Consider the following 19061-nt stretch of genomic DNA (forward strand, 5'->3'; position numbering starts at 1 on the left):
CCAGAAAGCCTCTTCGATGACAACACAGAAACTCACCGGCGGACAGATGGTCGTCGACTTCCTCATCCGCGAGGGAGTCGAGAAGGTCTTCGCGATCCCCGGACACGGCAACACCGCCCTCCTCGACGCGTTCGTCGACCGAGCCGACGAGATCGAATTGGTGCCGGCCATGCACGAACAGGGCGCCGCCCACATGGCCGACGGCTACTACCGGGCGTCCGGCAAGATCGCCGCGATCTGTACCTCCATCGGACCGGGCGCGACCAACACCCTCACCGGGCTCGCGACCGCGTTCGCCGACTCGATGCCGATGCTCCTGATCACCGGCGCCGTGCACACCTACATGGAGAACCGCGGGGTGCTCCAGGAAATCGACCGCCCGCACGGCAACAACTTCCCCCGCATGGTGGAGCCGGTGGTCAAGCGGTGGTGGCAGCCCAGCCGCCTCGAACAGCTGCCGGTGGCGCTCGCGCAGGCGTTCAACACGATGCACGAGGGCAGGCGCGGACCCGTGCTCGTCGACATCCCGCAGGACCTGCAGGCCGAGTACGGCGACTACACCCCCGACACCGGTGCCCGCCGTCCCGCCACCCGCGCGACCGGCGACCCGGCCGTGATCGCCGAGGCCGCACGCCTGCTCGCCGGTGCGAAACGTCCCGTCATCGTGGCCGGTGGCGGCGTCATCCACGCCGAGGCCGCCGCCGAACTGATGGCCGTCGCCGAGCACCTCGGCGCGCCGGTGACCCATTCGTTCCAGGGCAAGGGCGCGTTCCCCGCCGACCACGACCTCTACGCGTGGCCGTGCGGCGACATGGGGTCGATCCCCGGCAACGGCGTCACACGCACCGCCGACGTGATCCTCGCCGTCGGCTGCCGGTTCAGCGACCGCATCACGTCGTCGTACCGCCCCGGCGTCACGTTCGACATCCCGAACACCAAGCTCGTGCAGATCGACATCGACGGTTTCGAGATCGGCCGCAACTACCCGGTCGAGGTCGGCGTCGTCGGCGACGCGAAAACGTCCCTCGCCGCGCTGCGCGACGTGCTCGCCGACCTCGGGCCTGCCCTCGACTACCGCAGCACCGACTACTTCGCCGAACTGCAGGACCTCAAGGCGCAGTGGGAAGAGCACCTGCGGCCGATGCGGACCACCGACTACCTGCCGATGACCAACTCGCGGGCGATGGTCGAGATCCGCAAGGCCCTTCCGCGCGAAGGCATTCTGGTCACCGACTCGTCGAACCCCGCGAACCAGGCGTTCAACGAGTTCCCGATCTACGGCCCGAAGACCAACATCGTGGCCGGCGGCTTCTCTGGCATCGGATTCGGTGTGCCCGCCGCGATCGGCGCGCAGATCGGCGCCCCGGACACCCCGGTCCTGGCGATGGTCGGCGACGGCAGCTTCCTCCAGACCGGCACCGAGATCGCGACCGCCGCGATGCTCGGAGTGCCGCTGGTGATCGTCGTGCTCAACAACGGCGGCTGGGAAGCGATCAAGGACCTCCAGATCAGCCTGTTCGGCGAAGAACGCGAAATCATCTCCGGGTGGAAGAACCTCGACGGGACACCGTATTTCGCCGACATCACCCGGTTCGCCCAGTCACTCGGCTGCAGCGCCGAGCGCGTCGAGGACCCGGAGAAGCTGGCCGACGCGATCGAGCGCGCCTTCGCGACGCCGGGCCCGGTGATCATCGAGGCGATGAGCGCCCACGAGCTGCCGTGGACCGAGATGCACCCGACCGGCTGGTGGGACATCACCGTTCCCGCCTACCACGGCGAGGTCCGTGACGACTACGTCGCGCAACGCGGATTCTGATCGGAGACCGGCATGGGAGAGATCAAGCTCGGCCTGAACCTGGAGTTCGCCCGATTCGAGAACGGGTCGTTCGACTGGGCCATGGACCAGGCCGCGGAGATCGGCTACAAGTACGTGGAGCCGATGGTCTACTGGGGCCGCGAGTTGCTGAGCACGGCCGGGTACTTCCACACCCGGTCGATGCTCGACGACCCGCTCATCATGCGGGACGCCGCCGAATCACGCGGGCTGAACATCTCCTCGCTGTCCAGTCATGCGCCGCTGGCCAAGCCGGACGTGAGCGTCGACTATCTCAAGCAGTCGATCCGCTACGCGGCCGAGGTCGGTTCGCCGATGATCATGGTCGACGACGGGCCGCTGCCGACGTGGACCACCGAGGCGGAGAACTACACGCTGATGCGGTACACACTTCAGGAGGCGGCGAAGGTGGCCGAACCGCGCGGCATCAAGATTGCGATCGAAACGCACGGCGAGTACACCGCGACCCCGGAGCGGCTCGAGAAGATCACGACGCTGATCGACAGCCCGGCATTGACGATCAACCTCGATACCGGCAACAGCTATCTCAGTGAGAACGACCCGCACGAGTGGCTCGAGCAGATCATCGGCGGCGTCACGCACCTGCACGCCAAGGACATCGGGATCGAGGACGCGAAGCGGCTGCGCGGCAAGGTCCGCGGCATGCTCGGCTGCGCCTGCGGCGACGGCGTCATCGACTGGGAACGGATCGTCAACACACTGGATAAGGCCGACCACGACGTCGTCCTGTCGGTCGAGTGCGGTGGCCTCGACGCCGCGAAGAAGAGCTACACCTACCTCACCGATCTGATCACCCGCACCCAGGGCAGCTGACAACGGCGTCGCCGGTCCCGCAGGTGATCTCGCGGCACGCCGGGTCCTGAACCGACATTCGAGTCTCCGGTGCGTCGTGTCCATCGTGCCGCCCGACACCCCGTGTGTCGGGCGGCACGCTTCACCCCTACCAGTACTGCGGATGGCGATAGGCGCGATCCGGGAAGAGCGTGTGATGAATACTCCTGCCCGCACCGAGGCACGTCATCGCGTGGTGATCATCGGTTCCGGATTCGGCGGCCTGTTCGCCGCGAAGGCGTTGCGCCGCGCCGACGTCGACGTGCTCGTCGTCGACCGCACCAGCCACCACCTGTTCCAGCCGCTGCTGTACCAGGTGGCGACCGGAATCCTGTCCGAGGGAGAAATCGCACCGTCGACGCGGATGGTGCTGAAGAAGCAGTCGAACGCCTCGGTGATGCTGGGGGACGTCACCGACATCGACCTGACCGCGCGCAGGATCACCTCGACCCACCAGGGCAGAACCACCACCACCACCGAGTACGACAGTCTGATCGTCTCGGCCGGAGCCCGGCAGTCGTACTTCGGTAACGACCACTTCGCCGAACACGCCCCCGGCATGAAGACCATCGACGACGCACTCGAACTCCGCGGCCGGATCCTGGGCGCGTTCGAACGCGCCGAGCTGTCCACCGACCCCGAGGAGCGGGCCCGCCTCCTGACGTTCGTGGTGGTCGGCGCAGGACCCACCGGGGTGGAGATGGCCGGTCAGATAGCGGAACTGGCCCACCGAACCCTCGTCGGCGCGTACCGGAACATCGACACCCGCGACGCCCGGATCGTCCTGCTCGACGCCGCGTCCGCGGTGTTGCCGCCGTTCGGCGACCGGCTCGGGTCCACCGCCGCCGAACGCCTCGAGAAGATCGGTGTCGAGGTGCGGCTCGGGGCGGCCGTCACCGACGTCGACGCGGACGGCGTGACGATCAAGGACGGGCGAGGCGAGACCGTCCGCATCGAATCCGCGTGCAAGGTGTGGTCGGCGGGCGTGGAAGCCAGCCCGCTGGCCAGGCAGCTGGCCGAGCAGTCGGGGGCCGAACTCGACCGCGCCGGGCGGATCGCCGTACACGAGGACCTGACGGTGCCGGGACACCCCGAGGTATTCGTGATCGGAGACATGATGGCGCGCGACCGCCTTCCCGGGGTGGCGCAGGTCGCGATCCAGGGTGGCCGCTACGCGGCAAAGCAGATCGCGGCCGGCGCCCGAGGACGTGACTCGTCACCCGACCGCGTTCCCTTCCAATACCGGGACAAGGGGGCGATGGCCACGATCTCGAGGTTCCACGCGGTCGTGAAAGTCGGGGGTATCGAACTCGCGGGACTGTTGGCGTGGATCCTGTGGCTGGCCGTCCACGTCGTCTACGTCGTCGGGTTCCGGAGCCGGCTGTCCACGCTCATGTCGTGGACGTGGACCTTCGTCGGGTCGTGGCGGGGACAGATGACCGTCACCGATCAACAGGTGGCGGCACGCAACGTCATGGGCAAACTCGTTCTCCTCGACCGGGGTGAGGACGACGATGACACCGTTGTCGCCAGAGCGAGCTGACACCCGGGGGACGCGCACGGTCCGGCCGATAAGCTGGGCTCGGTAACCGTGCGACGGAGAGGATCGGCATTCGTGACCACGATGCACGACGTCGCCCGAGCCGCAGGCGTGTCCCAGGCCGCGGTCTCGTACGCGTACAACCAGCCCCACAAACTGTCGGCAGCGCGGCGCGCCCACATATTCCAGGTGGCCGCGGAACTCGGGTATGCCGGCCCCAACCCCGCGGGACGCAATCTCCGCACAGGGCAGGTCGGTGCGCTGGGGCTGATGATCACCGACTCGTTGCGCTACGCATTCGACGACCCGGCCACCTCGCAGTTGCTCAAAGGCATATCGGAGGTCGGTGAACTCGCCGAGGTCGCGCTGACGCTGCTGCCCTGCCCACTCGAGTCGACCCGGGTGGCCGAGGGTTCCGGCGTGCTCGTGCGGGGCGCGGTGGACGGCTTCCTCGCGTATGCGATGCCGGACGGCCATCCCGGAATGCAGACGGCGATGAGCCGCCGGCTGCCGATAGTCGTGATCGACGGCCCCAACCCTGGCGGACTGCCGCGGGTCGGAATCCGGGATCGGCAGGCCGCCAAGGAGATCGCGGAGCACGTTCTGTCGCTCGGGCACCGGCGTGTCGGGTTTCTCGTCGACCGGCTCGTCCCCGACGGCAAGGGTGGGCCCGTCGACGCCGCCCGCACCCGGGCCGCACGAGACCACGTGATGAAGGAACGCCTCGCCGGATACGCGTCCGCCTGCCGCAAATACACGGTGCCGTGGTCGTCCACCGTGGTCGTCGAAGCAGGCGGGTTCGACTACGAACTGTCGCGCACCGCCGTCGAGACGCTGCTCGATGCCGGTCCCGTGACCGCCGTCATCGCCGCCTCCGACCTGCTGGCCCTCGCGGCCATCGACGTCGCACACGAACGTGGTCTCCGGGTGCCGCAAGATCTGTCGGTGGTCGGTTTCGACGACATTCCCGCGGCCCGGGCCGCCGGACTCACGACGGTCCGGCAACCACTCGTCGACAAGGGCCGCGAGGCCGCGCAACTGCTGCTCGACATCATCGGTGGCGGAGCGGGACGGGAAATCACACTCCCCACCGAGCTCGTCGTCCGCGAGAGCGCCGGACCCGTCACTGCGGACCGGTAAGTTACCCTGCTGCACCTCGCAGTTCGGGATTGCCGTCGACGATGGAGTAGAGCGCCTCGGTGATCGCCTTCACCCGCGCGAGTCGCGTCAGTTCCCGCGGTACCACCAGCCAGTAGGTGCGGTGGGCGATGAAGTCGTCGCGGAGAACCGGCACCAGATCCTCGTCCAGCGCCCCGATGTAGCTCGGCAGCGGCGCGATCCCGACTCCGTGCTTCACGGCCTGGTAGTGGCCCGCGATGTTGTTGGTCTGGATCTGGGCCTGGAAGTCGGGAATCAGCGCGTCGAGGATCCGCAGCGGCTCGACGTCCAGGAACGCATCCACGTACCAGATGAGCGTGTGGTGCCGGAGATCCTCGAGTGACGTGATGGGGTCGTGTGCGCCCAGGTAGCGCCGCGACGCGTACAGACGAAGGTCGTAGTCGGCCAGTTTGCGGACCACCACGGACCGCGGCGACGGACGCTCGAGGGTGACCGCGATGTCGAAGTCGCGCCCGGTCAGCAGGTCGTGGGTGGTGGACGTGACGAGTTCGGTGAACAGGTCGGGGTGCTCGGACCGCAGTGCGGCCAACCCCGGCACCAGCACGAACGACCCGAAACCGTCCGGAGTGATGATCCGGACGGTGCCCGTCAGCCCGCCCAGGGACGACGTTTCGTCGAGAGCGGCGAGCACCGCGGATTCCACCGCCTCCGCGTGGGGAACCAGTCGCCGGCCCGCCTCGGTGAGCTGCCACCCCGACACGCCACGATCGAAAAGTCTCGTGCCCGTGTCCTTCTCGAGCCGGGTGATTCTCCGCGAGACGGTCGTGTGATCGACACCGAGTCGCTTCGCCGCATCGGCGAGGCGGCCGGTTCTCGACAACTCCAGGAGGTAACGCATGTTGTCTGCGGTGAACATCGCCCTCATCCTCGTGCAAAAGTGCAGTCCGAAGTGCCATTTTACTCGTTGACGCAGGCATTGTTGCCCAGCAGACTCGTGGGCACCCCACCTTTCCCAGGAGTGAACCCCATGGCCGTTATCTCGCATTGGCTCAACAACAAGTCCTACCCCGGAACGCGTGCCGATACCGCTCCGGTGACGAATCCGGCGACCGGTGCCGTCACCGGTCAGGTCGCCCTGGCCAGCGTCGGGGACGCCCGCGCCGTCATCGACGCCGCCGCCGCCGCGTTCCCCGCCTGGCGCGACACCTCCCTCGCCAAGCGCACCCAGGTGATCTTCACGTTCCGGGAACTGCTCAACGCCCGCAAGGGCGAGTTGGCGGAGATCATCACCGCCGAGCACGGCAAGGTCGTCTCCGACGCCCTCGGTGAGGTGAGCCGCGGCCAGGAGGTCGTCGAATTCGCCTGCGGCATCGCGCACCTGCTCAAGGGCGGCATGACCGAGAACGCCTCCACCAACATCGACGTCTCCTCCCTCCGCCAACCCGTCGGCCCGGTCGGGATCATCTCCCCGTTCAACTTCCCCGCCATGGTCCCGATGTGGTTCTTCCCCATCGCCATCGCCGCCGGCAACACCGTCGTCCTCAAGCCCAGCGAGAAGGACCCGACCGCCGCGATCTGGATGGCCGAACTCTGGGCCGAAGCCGGCCTGCCCGCCGGCGTGTTCAACGTCCTGCAGGGCGACAAGACCGCCGTCGACGAACTCCTCACCAACCCCGCCATCAAGGCCATCAGCTTCGTCGGCTCCACCCCCATCGCCCAGTACGTCTACGCCACCGGCACCGCCCACGGCAAACGCGTCCAAGCCCTCGGCGGGGCGAAGAACCACGCCATCGTCCTCCCCGACGCCGACCTCGACCTGGCCGCCGACGCCATGGTCAACGCCGGCTTCGGCTCCGCCGGCGAACGCTGCATGGCCATCAGTGCCCTGGTCGCGGTCGGCGACATCGCCGACGAACTGGTCGCCAAGATCAAGGACCGCACCGACACGCTCAAGATCGGCGACGGCACCCAGGACTCCGACATGGGACCACTGGTGACCAAGGTGCACCGCGACAAGGTCGCCTCCTACATCGACGCCGGCGAAAACGACGGCGCCACCATCGTCGTCGACGGGCGCACCGTGCAGGCCAATGGCGGCAAGGACGGGTTCTGGCTCGGACCCACCCTGATCGACCACGTCACCACCGACATGTCCGTCTACACCGACGAAATCTTCGGACCCGTCCTCTCCGTCATCCGCGTCGGCTCCTACGACGACGCCCTGGAACTGGTGAACTCCAGCCCGTTCGGCAACGGCACCGCCATCTTCACCAACGACGGCGGCGCCGCCCGACGATTCCAGAACGAGGTCGAGGTCGGCATGGTCGGCATCAACGTCCCCATCCCCGTCCCGATGGCGTACTACTCCTTCGGGGGCTGGAAGAACTCCCTGTTCGGCGACACCCACGCCCACGGCACCGAAGGCGTGCACTTCTTCACCCGCGGCAAGGTCGTCACCACCCGCTGGCTCGACCCCAGCCACGGCGGCCTCAACCTCGGCTTCCCCCAGAACAACTAAGGAACCTCTCCCATGACCGCACACCTCTCACTCCCCCGTTTCGCCAGGATCGGGGCCGGAGCAGTCGACGAGATCGGCTCGGTTGTCGACCAACTTGGCTTGCAGAGACCGGTTCTCGTCACCGACTCCTATCTGACCGGCACCGGCGCGGCCGACCGGATCATGAGCCTCCTCAGGTCCGCGGGCAAGGAGCCGGCACTGTTCTCCGGCACCGTGCCCGACCCCACCACCGATTCTCTGGAGGAGGGGCTGAGGATCGTCGCCGAGCACAACGCGGATTCGGTGATCGGGTTCGGCGGCGGTAGTCCGATGGACACCGCGAAGGCATTGGCAGTGCTGTCCGCGAACGGCGGCCAGATGCGGTCGTACAAGGCACCTCACGTGTACGCCGGGAAGGCGCTGCCGATCATCGCGATACCGACCACCGCCGGAAGCGGCTCGGAGGCGACGCAATTCACCGTCATCAGTGACAGCGCTTCCGACGAGAAGATGCTGTGTCCGGGACTCTCCTTCCTGCCGATCGCCGCGATCGTGGATTTCGAACTCACGATGTCGATGCCGCCGCGGTTGACCGCCGACACCGGAATCGATGCGCTCACCCACGCCATCGAGGCGTACGTCAGCAAGAAGGCCCAGCCGTTCACCGACGGACTCGCGCTGTCCGCGATCCGCACCATCGGCAAGCACATCGGCACCGCGTACGCCGACGGTGAAGACCGCACCGCGAGAGAAGCGATGATGGTCGCGTCCATGCAGGCCGGTATGGCGTTCTCCAACTCGAGCGTGGCGCTGGTGCACGGGATGAGCAGGCCGATCGGTGCGCATTTTCATGTCGCACACGGACTGTCGAATGCCATGCTGCTTCCCGCGATCACGGCGTTCTCCGTGAACGGAGCGGAGAGCCGCTACGCCGACTGCGCGCGAGCGTTCGGCGCTGCACCCGAATCGGCCGGCGATTCCGTCGCCGCGCAGTTCCTCGTCGAGACCCTGAGCACGCTGTGTCACGACCTGAAGGTTCCGACGCCGCTCGCCTACGGGATCGACCGCGACGCCTGGGACGGCCTCATTCCGTTGATGGCAGAGCAGGCGCTGGCGTCCGGATCGCCCGGCAACAATCCGGTCGTCCCCACCGCCGGCCAGATCGAGACGCTGTATTCGGAGGTCTTCAGCTAGCGCTAGAACTCGACGGTGCCCCTGAGGTACCGCCGATACGCCCCGGACAGGTGGACGCGGTCGCCGCGCACCTCGCAGTGAACGGTTCCTCCCCGCGCCGACAGTTGGCGTCCGACAAGGCTGTTTCGGCCCAGGACGTCAGCCCAGTACGGTGCGATCTGCGAGTGCGCGGACCCCGTCACCGGATCCTCCTGCACGCCGGCCGCGGCGCCGAACCATCGCGACACGAAGTCGAGTCCCTCGACGTCGGATGCCGCGGTGACGACGATTCCGCGCACCTTCAGCGGGCTGAAAACGGCGAAGTCGGGTGCCATCGACACGATGTCGTGTTCGGATTCGGCGACGAACACGAGGTCGGTTGCCTTCAGGCACTCCCGCACCGGAATGCCGAGTGCCGCGACGATCCGGGGATCGGCCGCGGTCGGCACCGGCGGCTCGGAACTGGATGCGGTCGGCGTCCGGGTGTACGTCCTCGAAGATCTGCGCGGCGGTCGCGAGGGTGGCATGACCGCACAGGTCCACCTCGACGGCAGGGGTGAACCACCGCAGGTGATACGCCGGATGTTCCGGGTCGTGGGGCCCCGCGTCCGCGGGAAGCCCGGCGGTGTAGAACGCCGTCTCGGACAGGTTGTTTTCTTCGGCGAGTTGCTGAAGCACCGAATCGTCCAGCCAGTCGGTCAGCGGCATGACCGCCGCCGGGTTGCCCTCGAAGGGTCCGGCGGCGAATGCGTCGATCTGATAGATATCCAGCTTCATAGCGTCCGATGGTGGTGGACGATCCGGCGCCCGTCGAGAGCCATCGCGCACACGCTGGACCGGTCCCGACGTCAGGCTCGCGCGAAGCTCATCGTCTCGCCTTCGACGCCGCGCATCCACAGGTCGTTGCACGCGGCCGCCAGTTCCGGCAGTCCCTCCTCGATGGCGGCGAACACGTTGCCCGGCACCCAGCCGACGTCGCCGTTGAGCAGGAGGTTGTTGCGGCCGTAGAAGATCGCGAGGTCGGTGGCGCCCTGCGCGGCGTGCGCCTCGGAGCCCGGCTCGTACCCGTAGGCGGAGTTGCCGATCTCCCAGGGTTCGAAGTCGAACAGGCAGACGTCGCCGGGAATCGGTGTGACGGTGGGATTTTCCCGCCGCGGCGCCGCGGTGATCCGCGGGATCAGCGTGTACACCTCGTTGCGCGCGTACTTGGCGTGGTACGCGTCGCCGCTCTGCGGGAGCACGTTCCACACCGCGTCGCACGTGAGTGGTGCGTCCTCGTCGAGAAGCCGGGCACGGCAGGTCACGCCGCGCTTGTCCAGGCTGATGGTGATGTAGCGAGCCACGATTCCTCCTTCGGAGCCCGTGAGTACTTCTTAACCGCCCGCGGTTAATAAGTACTCACGGGTGCTTGTCACACTTCGTCGAGTACTTCGGACCAGATCTTCAGGGCGTCCTCGATCTGTTCCGCCGTCACGATGAGCGGTGGAATCATCCGTACCACGTTCATGTGGGCGCCGCAGGTCAACAGCAGCAGCCCCTTCTTCGCGGCCAGCTGCTGCGCCGCAGACGCTTTCGTGCGGTCCGCGCTGCCGTCGGCGGCCGTGAACTCGCTTCCCACGAGCAGTCCGAGACCACGGACGTCGCCGATCCCGTCGATGGCGCGGGCGCGGGCACCGTCGAGCAACTGGACTCCTCGCGCGGCGGCGTTGGCCACGAGGTCTTCCTTCTCGATCACCTCGAGCGTCGCGACCGCGGCCGCGCAGGACACGGCGTTGCCCCCGTACGTTCCCCCCTGCGACCCCGGCCAGCCCTTGGCCATGAGCTCCTCGGACGCCGCGATGCCCGACAGCGGGAAGCCGCTGGCCAGACCCTTGGCGATGGTGATGATGTCGGGCCGGACGTCGAAGTGCTGGTGCCCGAAGAACTTGCCGGTGCGGCCGAAACCGGTCTGGATCTCGTCGATGACGAGCAGGATGCCGTAGCGGTCGGCGCGCTCGCGGAGCCCCTGGAAGAACGCGGTGTTGCCGGGCACGTATCCGCCCTCGCCGAGGACGGGCTCGACGACGAACGCCGCCGTCTCGTTCGGGGCGGTGAGCGTCGCGAAGATGTAGTCGAGTTCCTTCAGCGCGAACGCGGTCGCCTCCTCCTCGGACCAGCCGTAGCGGTAGGCGTTGGGGAACGGTGCCACGTGCACCCCGCCCATCAGCGGGCTGAAGCCGGCCGAGAACCGGGTGCCGGACGTGGTCATCGTCGCCGTCGCGACCGTGCGTCCGTGGAATCCGCCGTGGAAGACGATCACGTTGGGGCGGCCGGTCGCCTGCCGCGACAGTCGCAGCGACGCCTCGACGGCCTCGCTCCCCGAGTTCGCGAAGAACAGCGAGTCGAGCCCCGGGGGCAGCACCGACCCCAGCCGATCGACCAGTTCGAGCATCGGCTGGTGCATGACCGTCGTGTACTGGCCGTGGATCAGGGAGCCGATCTGCCTACGCGCGGCTTCCACGACGTGCGGGTGGCAGTGCCCGGTACTGGTGACGCCGATGCCCGCGGTGAAGTCGAGATAGCGCCTGCCGTCGGTGCCGTAGAGGTAGCACCCTTCACCGTGATCGACCGTCACGGGTGTGGCCTGTGCGAGCAGTGGAGATAGCCGAGTCACGAGAACCCTCCCACGCGTAGATGCCGGCGGATGTCGGCAAGTGCATTGTCAGATTGTTGACAATCTGTATAACATGGGGAGCGTCCCTTCGGCAACGGAGAATGGGGAAAAATCATGCTCGAGGAAGCAGCAATCGCATCGGTGCAGACCGGCCTGTTCATCGGCGGCAAGTGGCGCGACAGCGCCCGCACCATGCCGGTCCACGACCCGTCCAATGGACAGATCCTGTGCACGGTCGCCGACGCCGACGCCGCGGAGGCCCGCGAGGCGCTCGACGCGGCGGTGGCGGCGCAACCGTCGTGGGCGGCCACGACACCCCGCGAACGCAGCACCATCCTCATGAACGCACACCGACTTCTGCTCGAGAACGTCGACCGGCTCGCGCTGGTCATGACGCTCGAGATGGGCAAGCCCCTCACCGAGGCTCGGGGTGAAATCGCCTACGCCGCAGAGTTCTTCCGCTGGTTCGCGGAGGAGGCCGTCCGCATCGACGGCGGCTACATGACGGCGCCCGGCGGCGGGTCGCGGTTTCTCGTGACCCGCCAGCCCGTGGGGCCGAGCCTGCTCATCACCCCGTGGAACTTCCCGATGGCGATGGGCACCCGGAAGATCGGGCCCGCGATCGCCGCCGGGTGCACGTCCGTCATCAAGCCGGCGGCCCAGACGCCGCTGTCGATCCTGGCGCTCGCCGACATCCTCACCGAGGCCGGGCTGCCGGACGGCGTCGTCAACGTCGTCACCACGTCCAGCCCCGACGAGGTCATCACTCCCCTCATCCTCGACGGCAGGGCCCGCAAGCTGTCGTTCACCGGTTCCACCAAGGTCGGGAAGCATCTGCTCGAACTGTGCGCGCGCACGGTGATGCGCACATCCATGGAATTGGGCGGCAACGCGCCGTTCCTCGTCTTCGACGACGCGAATCTCGACGACGCCGTCGACGGGGCCATGGCGGCGAAGATGCGCAACATCGGCCAGGCCTGCACGGCTGCCAACCGAATCCTCGTGCACAGTTCGGTCGCCGAAGAATTCACACGCAAACTCACACAGCGGATGGAGGCCCTGCCCGTCGGGCGCGGCACGGAGGACGGCGTCGTGGTCGGACCGCTGATCGACGAGGCGGCCGTCGCGAAGGTGAGCAGTCTCGTCGCGGACGCGGTCGAACGCGGCGCCTCGGTGCTCACCGGCGGCGAGGCACTCGACCGTCCGGGCAACTTCTACCCGGCAACGGTCCTGACTGGTGTGCCCGACGACGCCGAGATGTGCCACAACGAGATCTTCGGTCCGGTGGCCGCGATCAGCACGTTCGAGACCGAGGCCGAGGCCGTCGAGCGGGCCAACGACACCCCCTACGGGCTGGTGGCCTACGTGTACACCGAGAGCCTCAAGCGCGGCATCCGCGTGTGCGAGGCGCTGGAGTCGGGCATGGTCGGCCTCAACCAGGGTGTGGTGTCGAATCCGGCCGCGCCGTTCGGCGGCGTGAAGGAATCCGGACTCGGGCGCGAAGGCGGAACCACCGGCATCGACGAATTCCTCGAGACGAAGTACATCGGCGTCGCCGTCTAGGAGCTAGAGCCAGGTGTCTTCCGACGACGTCGTGAGGAACGCCTCGAGGTCGTCGCGCCACGGCGCAGGCACCGTCTTGTCCGGTTCGATGCCGGTGTATTGCCCGCGGTAGAACAGCAGCGGTCGCTCCTCCCTGATCTCGCTCAGGGAGGAGACCCGGCCGAACGCGACCCAGTGGTCGCCGCCGTCGTGCACGCTCTCGAGCGAGCAGTCGATGTGGGCGAGCGAACCGGTGAGGATCGGTGAGCCCAGAGGCGACACCGTCCAGTCGATCCCGGTGAACTTGTCCGGGTCGCGGGAACCGAAGCGGGCGCAGGTCGACTGCTGTTCTTCCGCGAGCACGTTGACGCAGAAGATGCCACTGCGCTCGATAGCCGCCCACGACCGCGACGTCTTGGTCGGGCAGAACAGCACGAGCGGAGGTTCGAGCGACAGCGCGGCGAACGACTGGCACGCGAACCCCACGGGCACGCCGTCGTCGATCGTCGTGATGATGGTGACGCCGGTGCAGAACTGGCCGAGCACCGTCCGGAACCGTCGCGGATCGATCGCCTCGGCCGCGACGGCCCCGTCCCCGGTCACCTCGCTCACGGCTGCATCCCGACACTGAAGTCGTGACCCCACAGGCTGACGGCCGTGCTCTCCCTCGCGATCCAGCTCTCGTCCTCCACCTGACGTCCCTCGCAACCGAACTCGATGTCGAAGCCGCCGGGAGTCTTCATGTAGAACGACAGCATCAGGTCGTTGACGTGGCGGCCGAGCGTGGCCGACATCTTGACCTTCTTGCGGAGCGCGCGGTCGAGGCACAATCCGACATCGTCGGAGTTCTCGACCTCGATCATCAGGTGCACGATGCCGCTCGGCGTCGGCATCGGCAGGAACGCGAGACTGTGATGCCGCGGGTTGCAGCCGAAGAACCGCAACCACGCCGGCTTACCGTCCGCGGGCCGCCCGACCAATTGCGGGGGCAACCGCATCGAATCGCGCAGGCGGAAGCCGAGAACGTCGCGGTAGAAGCGCAGCGACGCCTCGTCGTCCGTGGTCGAGAGGACCACGTGCCCGAGGCCCTGCTCACCGGTGACGAACTTGTGCCCATACGGGCTGACCACGCGCCGGTGCTCCAGCGCCGCGCCGTGAAACGCCTCGAGCGTGTTGCCCGACGGGTCCTCGAACGTGATCAGCTCGTCGACCCTGCGGTCCTGCAGCTGTTCGGCCGTCCCCTCCTTGAACGCGACGCCTGCCGCCGACAGGTTGTCGCGGACCTCCTGCAGCTCCGCGGCATTGGCCGTCTCCCAGCCCGACACCGACAGCCGGTCGTGCTCCCCGGGGAAGATCACGAGGCGCGCCGGGAAGTCGTCCATCCGCAGATACAGGGCGTCCGGGTCGGAGCCCTTGCCCTCGACCATGCCCAGCACCTTGAGACCGTACTCGCGCCACGCGGCCATGTCGGTGGCCTCGATGCGCATGTACGCCAGTGAACGAATACTCATCACTTACCCCCGTCCAGAAGGAAATCGGTGGCCAGACGATTGAACTCGTCGAACTTCTCCAGCTGCGCCCAGTGTCCGCACCCGCCGAAGACGTGCAACTGTGCCCGCGGAATCATCTTCAGCGCCACCAGCGCCCCGTCGAGCGGGTTGACCCGGTCCTCGCGGCCCCAGATCAGCAGCACGCGCTGGCGCAGCTTGTATGCGTCGCGCCACAGCATTCCCAGCTCGAAATCGGCCGAGGAGAACGACTTTCCCATCGCCTTGGCGGCCGCGAGCGACTCGGGTGTGCTCGCGGCGGCGAAACGTTCGTCGATCAGTTCGTCGGTGATCAACTTCTGGTCGAACACCATGATGCGCAGGAACGCCTCGAGATTCTCGCGAGTGGGTTGGTAGCCGAATTTTCCGAGGTTCTTGACGCCCTCGGTCGGGTCCGGGGCAAACAGGTTGACGCTCAGTCCGCCCGGGCCCATGAGCACCAGCCGGCCCGCGCGGTCCGGGTAGTCCAGCGCGAAACGCACTGCGGCACCGCCACCGAGGGAGTTGCCGAGCAGGTGGACACGCCCGCCGACGCCGAGGGTGTCGAGCAGATCCTTCAACGCGGACGCACTGTGCACGAAGTACTGCGGGTGCTCGGTCGGCTTGTCCGACAACCCGTATCCCGGCTGATCGACTGCGAGCACGTGGAACTTCTCGGCGAGAACCGGGATGTTCCCGGCGAAGTTCGACCACGACGAAGCGCCCGGCCCGCCGCCGTGCAGCAGCACGATCGTGGTGTCGTTGCCGACTCCGGCCTCGTGGTAGTGCAACTTCAGGTCGGGCCGGACCTGGGCGAACTTCGAGGTGAACTCGAACGTGAGGGCCTCTTCGGTAGTCGTCACGTGTTCTCCTAGACCATCGTGTCGGTGATGGGCAGACCGAATTCGCCTGTGCCGTACATGACGTAGGCGCGCTCGGGATCGTTGGCCGCGTGGACGCGTCCAGCGTGCGCGTCCCGCCAGAAACGCTGCAGCGGCGTGCCGTTGGCCAGCGCGGTGGCCCCCGAGCTCTCGAACAGTTTGTCGATGGACGAAATGGCGCGGCCCGTGGCGCGCACCTGGTCGCGGCGTGCCCGCAGCCGCAGCTCGAATGGGACTTCCTCACCCGCGACGAGCAGTGCGTATTCGTCGGCGACGTTTCCGGACAGCTGGCGCCAGGCGGCGTCGATGTCGCTCGAGGCCTCGGCGATGCGGACCTTGGCGAACGGGTCGTCCTTCGCTTTCTCACCGGCGAACGCGGCGCGGACCCGCTTGCCCTGATGTTCGACGTGCGCGTCGTAGGCGCCGTAGGCCATCCCGACGATCGGCGCGGAGATGGTGGTGGGATGAATTGTTCCCCAGGGCATCTTGTAGACGGGTGCGGTGTTGCACTCGAGCCCGGGAGCGGTGAGGTTGCTCATCGCCTTGAAGCTGAGGACGCGGTGCGTCGGAACGAACACGTCCTCTACCACCACGGTGTTGCTGCCGGTTCCGCGAAGTCCCACGACATTCCACACGTCGTCGATTCGGTAGTCCTCGCGCGGGATCAGGAAGCTGACGAAGTCGACGGGGCGTCCGCCCTTGATGACGGGTCCGCCGAGCACCGCCCAGCTGGCGTGATCACAGCCGGACGACCAGGCCCAGGCGCCGTTGACCGTGTATCCGCCGTCGACGACCTGCCCGGCGCCCATCGGCGCGTACGAGGACGAGATGCGGACGTCGGTGTCGTTGCCCCACACGTCTTCCTGAGCCTGTTGCGAGAACAGGGCGAGGTGCCAGTTGTGGACACCGATGATCGACGAGACCCACCCGGTGGAACCGCAAGCGCTCGCGATCTTCCGCACCGCGGAGTAGAACAGCACCGGATCCGCCTGGTAACCACCCCACTGTTCGGGCTGGAGCAACCGGAAGAATCCGGTCTCCTGGAGCGCCTTCATGGAATCGTCGGGAATACGACGTAGATCCTCGGTCTCCTGCGCACGCTCTCGCAGCGTCGGCAGTAGTGCGTCGAGCCGCTGCATCACCTCGTGACTGTCATGGTCACCCACAGGACGCTCCTGTCTCGTTCGATGGTTCACTTATCTTCTGAGACTAGAACACGTTCCCATTTATGTCGAGATACCGGCAAAGGTGCTGTTTGACGGCCCGGGTCTGGAAGAAAGCCCCCGAAAATCTGGCGGATCGTGTCGAAGTTCTATAACGTGTTCTACTAACAGCATGAAGGGATGTGAGGGCACAATGGCGCAGATTCGCGAGATCGATGTGGGCACGGTCCAGACCCGCTTCGCGCGTGGTTGGCACTGCCTCGGTTTGACCAAGACGTTCAAGGACGGCAAACCGCATTCGATCGAGGCATTCGGCACCAAACTCGTCGTCTTCGCCGACAGCAAGGGCGAACTGAAGGTTCTGGACGCGTATTGCCGGCACATGGGCGGCGACCTGTCGCAGGGCACCGTGAAGGGCGATTCCGTGGCCTGCCCGTTCCACGACTGGCGCTGGGGCGGCAACGGCAAGTGCACCAGCATTCCCTACGCCCGCCGGGTTCCCCCGATCGCCCGCACCCGGGCATGGCTCACCCTCGAGCAGAACGGTCAGCTGTTCGTCTGGAACGACCCGGAGGGCAATCCCCCGCCCGAGAACGTGACCATCCCCCGCATCGAGGGCGCCTACAGCGACGAGTGGACCGACTGGACCTGGAACTCCATGCTGATCGAAGGGTCCAACTGCCGCGAGATCATCGACAACGTGGTCGACATGGCGCACTTCTTCTACATCCATTACGCGTTCCCGACGTACTTCAAGAACGTCTTCGAAGGCCACATCGCGACGCAGTACCTCAACACGAAGGGTCGCCCGGACGTCGGGATGGCGACGCAGTACGGCATGGAATCGCTGCTGCGCTCCGAGGCCGCGTACTACGGGCCGTCCTACATGGTCAATCCGCTGTGGAACAGCTACGGCGGGTACGAGGTCGAGAGCGTCCTCATCAACTGCCACTATCCGGTGACGAACAATTCGTTCATGCTCCAGTACGGCGTGACCGTCAAGAAGCCGACCGGCATCGACGACGAAACAGCCGACAAGCTGGCCGCGAAGTTCACCGAGGGCATCGCCGAGGGCTTCCTGCAGGATGTCGAGATCTGGAAGAACAAGACCAAGATCGACAACCCCCTGCTCTGCGACGAAGACGGTCCGGTCTACCAGCTGCGACGCTGGTACGACCAGTTCTACGTCGACGTCGCCGACGTCACCGACAAGATGACGCAGCGTTTCGAGTTCGAGGTCGACACCACCAAGGCCAACGAGGCCTGGCAGCACGAGGTGGAGGAGAACCTGGCCCGTCAGAAGGCCGAACGCGAGGCCGCGGAGCGGTCCGAGAACACGACTGCGGAGCGGTCCGAGAACACGACTGCGGAGCGGTCCGAGAACCGGGAAGCGCAGGTCTGATCATGAGTGCCTCGACCGAATGGGCCAAAGCTCCCGACTTCGCCGGGCAGCCTGCTCGGCTCGAGGCCATTCATGCGCAGACGTTGGCCGACAAGGCCAACTACCTCGACGACGGCATGAACGAAGTCGAGTGCCGTACGTGCGGAACCTGTGTGCTGGTGCGGAAGAACAGCCTCAAGCACACGAGCGTCCAGTGGACGGACGATCCTGCGAAGACGTGCCCGACGTTCCGGGACGCCGTCGGCGAGGGACAGTCCACCGCGCTCCGCGAGGGGTGCCCGCGACTGTGGGACAGCATCAACCACGCGGTGATGGAGGGGTTCATCGACGTGCGAGATCGCGTCGAATAGTCGTCGGTACCGCTGCGACGCGGATGCGTCGCCCAATGTGACATTCGTGCAGTCAGGCTGCACGAATGTCACATTGGGCGCTTAGGCTGGATGTGCCGTCGGATACGGCGGTTCCAGCCGAACCGGAGGCGTGCCATGACAGGCCGAATCGTGCACTTCGAAATCCCCTTCGACGACGGTGACCGCGCACGAGCGTTCTATCGGGACGCATTCGGGTGGGCCATCGCCGAGATCCCCGACATGGACTACAGCATGGTCACCACCGGACCCGTCGGTGAGAGCGGCATGCCCGACGAACCCGGTTACATCAACGGCGGCATGATGCAGCGCGGGGAGGTGACCACTCCCGTGGTCACCGTCGACGTCGAGAGCATCGAATCCGCCCTCGAAAGGATCGAATCCCTCGGTGGCAAAACCGTCACCGGCAGGACCCCCGTCGGGAACATGGGATTCGCCGCCTACTTCACCGACTCCGAGGGCAACGTCGTCGGGCTGTGGGAGACCGCCCGCTGACCCGTGAGTACTTATT

At 66.7% G+C, this 19061-nt stretch carries 17 protein-coding genes and 1 pseudogene; 10 read left to right on the plus strand and 8 right to left on the minus strand.

Annotated elements, in window-relative coordinates; all coding sequences use genetic code 11:
* Window positions 1-16: 16 nt before the first annotated feature.
* The 4 genes from JVH1_RS13560 (at window position 17) to JVH1_RS13575 (ending at window position 5366) form a co-directional block, all read left to right on the plus strand.
* Entirely contained in the window at window positions 17-1816 is a 1800-nt protein-coding gene (locus JVH1_RS13560; protein ID WP_009477613.1) for a thiamine pyrophosphate-binding protein, read from the plus strand.
* Between the two features lie 12 nt (window positions 1817-1828).
* Window positions 1829-2668 (plus strand): sugar phosphate isomerase/epimerase, encoded by an 840-nt coding sequence (locus tag JVH1_RS13565; RefSeq protein ID WP_009477612.1) that lies wholly within the window; start codon window positions 1829-1831, stop codon window positions 2666-2668.
* A gap of 175 nt (window positions 2669-2843) precedes the next feature.
* The gene (locus JVH1_RS13570) at window positions 2844-4229 is read left to right on the plus strand and encodes an NAD(P)/FAD-dependent oxidoreductase (RefSeq protein ID WP_043780843.1); all 1386 of its coding nucleotides are present in this window, start codon (window positions 2844-2846) and stop codon (window positions 4227-4229) included.
* A 72-nt stretch (window positions 4230-4301) separates the two neighbouring features.
* A complete protein-coding gene (locus JVH1_RS13575) occupies window positions 4302-5366 on the plus strand; it encodes a LacI family DNA-binding transcriptional regulator (protein ID WP_009477610.1) in 1065 nt (354 codons plus the stop codon).
* 1 nt (window position 5367) lies between these two features.
* On the opposite strand, the gene JVH1_RS13580 is transcribed toward JVH1_RS13575, so the two are convergent.
* Window positions 5368-6261, minus strand: coding sequence for a LysR family transcriptional regulator (locus JVH1_RS13580; RefSeq protein WP_009477609.1), 894 nt, complete (start codon window positions 6259-6261; stop codon window positions 5368-5370).
* Window positions 6262-6372: 111 nt separating this feature from the next.
* On the opposite strand from JVH1_RS13580, the gene JVH1_RS13585 reads away from it, so the two are divergent.
* Window positions 6373-7863 carry a CoA-acylating methylmalonate-semialdehyde dehydrogenase gene (locus tag JVH1_RS13585; RefSeq protein WP_371112982.1) on the plus strand — a complete coding sequence of 497 codons (1491 nt, stop codon included), beginning with the start codon at window positions 6373-6375 and terminating at the stop codon, window positions 7861-7863.
* A 12-nt stretch (window positions 7864-7875) separates the two neighbouring features.
* Window positions 7876-9036 carry an iron-containing alcohol dehydrogenase gene (locus JVH1_RS13590; RefSeq protein WP_007295505.1) on the plus strand — a complete coding sequence of 387 codons (1161 nt, stop codon included), beginning with the start codon at window positions 7876-7878 and terminating at the stop codon, window positions 9034-9036.
* 2 nt (window positions 9037-9038) lie between these two features.
* Here JVH1_RS13590 and JVH1_RS13595 read toward each other — a convergent pair.
* From JVH1_RS13595 to JVH1_RS13605, 3 genes and pseudogenes are all read right to left on the minus strand, one after another.
* Window positions 9039-9792 (minus strand): annotated as a pseudogene (locus JVH1_RS13595) (PhzF family phenazine biosynthesis protein).
* Window positions 9793-9863: 71 nt separating this feature from the next.
* On the minus strand, window positions 9864-10358 hold the full coding sequence (locus JVH1_RS13600; protein WP_009477605.1) for a DUF3830 family protein: 495 nt from the start codon (window positions 10356-10358) through the stop codon (window positions 9864-9866).
* Between the two features lie 68 nt (window positions 10359-10426).
* Entirely contained in the window at window positions 10427-11668 is a 1242-nt protein-coding gene (locus JVH1_RS13605) for an aspartate aminotransferase family protein (protein ID WP_009477604.1), read from the minus strand.
* 114 nt (window positions 11669-11782) lie between these two features.
* Between JVH1_RS13605 and JVH1_RS13610 the strand changes: the two genes are divergently transcribed.
* On the plus strand, window positions 11783-13231 hold the full coding sequence (locus tag JVH1_RS13610) for an NAD-dependent succinate-semialdehyde dehydrogenase (protein ID WP_009477603.1): 1449 nt from the start codon (window positions 11783-11785) through the stop codon (window positions 13229-13231).
* A gap of 3 nt (window positions 13232-13234) precedes the next feature.
* On the opposite strand, the gene hsaB is transcribed toward JVH1_RS13610, so the two are convergent.
* The 4 genes from hsaB to hsaA are packed head-to-tail and all read right to left on the minus strand — an operon-like array spanning window position 13235 to window position 16783.
* Window positions 13235-13822 (minus strand): 3-hydroxy-9,10-secoandrosta-1,3,5(10)-triene-9,17-dione monooxygenase reductase subunit, encoded by a 588-nt coding sequence (gene hsaB / locus JVH1_RS13615; RefSeq protein WP_009477602.1) that lies wholly within the window; start codon window positions 13820-13822, stop codon window positions 13235-13237.
* A complete protein-coding gene (gene hsaC, locus JVH1_RS13620) occupies window positions 13819-14721 on the minus strand; it encodes an iron-dependent extradiol dioxygenase HsaC (protein ID WP_043780805.1) in 903 nt (300 codons plus the stop codon). Before hsaC ends, hsaB begins: the two co-directional genes overlap by 4 nt.
* Window positions 14721-15599 carry a 4,5:9,10-diseco-3-hydroxy-5,9,17-trioxoandrosta-1(10),2-diene-4-oate hydrolase gene (gene hsaD, locus JVH1_RS13625; RefSeq protein WP_009477600.1) on the minus strand — a complete coding sequence of 293 codons (879 nt, stop codon included), beginning with the start codon at window positions 15597-15599 and terminating at the stop codon, window positions 14721-14723. The genes hsaC and hsaD overlap by 1 nt, the downstream gene beginning before the upstream one ends.
* 8 nt (window positions 15600-15607) lie before the next feature.
* Window positions 15608-16783, minus strand: a complete 1176-nt coding sequence (gene hsaA, locus JVH1_RS13630) for a 3-hydroxy-9,10-secoandrosta-1,3,5(10)-triene-9,17-dione monooxygenase oxygenase subunit (protein WP_009477599.1) — start codon at window positions 16781-16783, stop codon at window positions 15608-15610.
* Window positions 16784-16973: 190 nt separating this feature from the next.
* On the opposite strand from hsaA, the gene JVH1_RS13635 reads away from it, so the two are divergent.
* The 3 genes from JVH1_RS13635 to JVH1_RS13645 all read left to right on the plus strand — a co-directional run bounded on the left by JVH1_RS13635 (window position 16974) and on the right by JVH1_RS13645 (window position 19045).
* Complete coding sequence (locus tag JVH1_RS13635) at window positions 16974-18182, plus strand: Rieske 2Fe-2S domain-containing protein (RefSeq protein ID WP_009477598.1); 1209 nt, start codon at window positions 16974-16976, stop codon at window positions 18180-18182.
* 2 nt (window positions 18183-18184) lie between these two features.
* Entirely contained in the window at window positions 18185-18532 is a 348-nt protein-coding gene (locus JVH1_RS13640; protein WP_005244812.1) for a hypothetical protein, read from the plus strand.
* Window positions 18533-18667: 135 nt separating this feature from the next.
* Window positions 18668-19045 carry a VOC family protein gene (locus JVH1_RS13645; RefSeq protein WP_009477597.1) on the plus strand — a complete coding sequence of 126 codons (378 nt, stop codon included), beginning with the start codon at window positions 18668-18670 and terminating at the stop codon, window positions 19043-19045.
* The last annotated feature ends 16 nt before the right edge of the window (window positions 19046-19061 follow it).

It is taken from the genome of Rhodococcus sp. JVH1, assembly GCF_000280725.2.
GTDB lineage: Bacteria > Actinomycetota > Actinomycetes > Mycobacteriales > Mycobacteriaceae > Rhodococcus_F > Rhodococcus_F jostii_A.

What these genes read in the sequence shown, in the direction of transcription:
- JVH1_RS13560 (WP_009477613.1), top strand. Translation starts at nt 17, where the DNA reads ATGACAACACAGAAACTCACCGGCGGACAGATGGTCGTCGACTTCCTC.
- JVH1_RS13565 (WP_009477612.1), top strand. Translation starts at nt 1,829, where the DNA reads ATGGGAGAGATCAAGCTCGGCCTGAACCTGGAGTTCGCCCGATTCGAG.
- JVH1_RS13570 (WP_043780843.1), top strand. Translation starts at nt 2,844, where the DNA reads ATGAATACTCCTGCCCGCACCGAGGCACGTCATCGCGTGGTGATCATC.
- JVH1_RS13580 (WP_009477609.1), bottom strand. Translation starts at nt 6,261, where the DNA reads ATGTTCACCGCAGACAACATGCGTTACCTCCTGGAGTTGTCGAGAACC.
- JVH1_RS13585 (WP_371112982.1), top strand. Translation starts at nt 6,373, where the DNA reads ATGGCCGTTATCTCGCATTGGCTCAACAACAAGTCCTACCCCGGAACG.
- JVH1_RS13590 (WP_007295505.1), top strand. Translation starts at nt 7,876, where the DNA reads ATGACCGCACACCTCTCACTCCCCCGTTTCGCCAGGATCGGGGCCGGA.
- JVH1_RS13610 (WP_009477603.1), top strand. Translation starts at nt 11,783, where the DNA reads ATGCTCGAGGAAGCAGCAATCGCATCGGTGCAGACCGGCCTGTTCATC.
- hsaC (WP_043780805.1), bottom strand. Translation starts at nt 14,721, where the DNA reads ATGAGTATTCGTTCACTGGCGTACATGCGCATCGAGGCCACCGACATG.
- JVH1_RS13635 (WP_009477598.1), top strand. Translation starts at nt 16,974, where the DNA reads ATGGCGCAGATTCGCGAGATCGATGTGGGCACGGTCCAGACCCGCTTC.
- JVH1_RS13640 (WP_005244812.1), top strand. Translation starts at nt 18,185, where the DNA reads ATGAGTGCCTCGACCGAATGGGCCAAAGCTCCCGACTTCGCCGGGCAG.
- JVH1_RS13645 (WP_009477597.1), top strand. Translation starts at nt 18,668, where the DNA reads ATGACAGGCCGAATCGTGCACTTCGAAATCCCCTTCGACGACGGTGAC.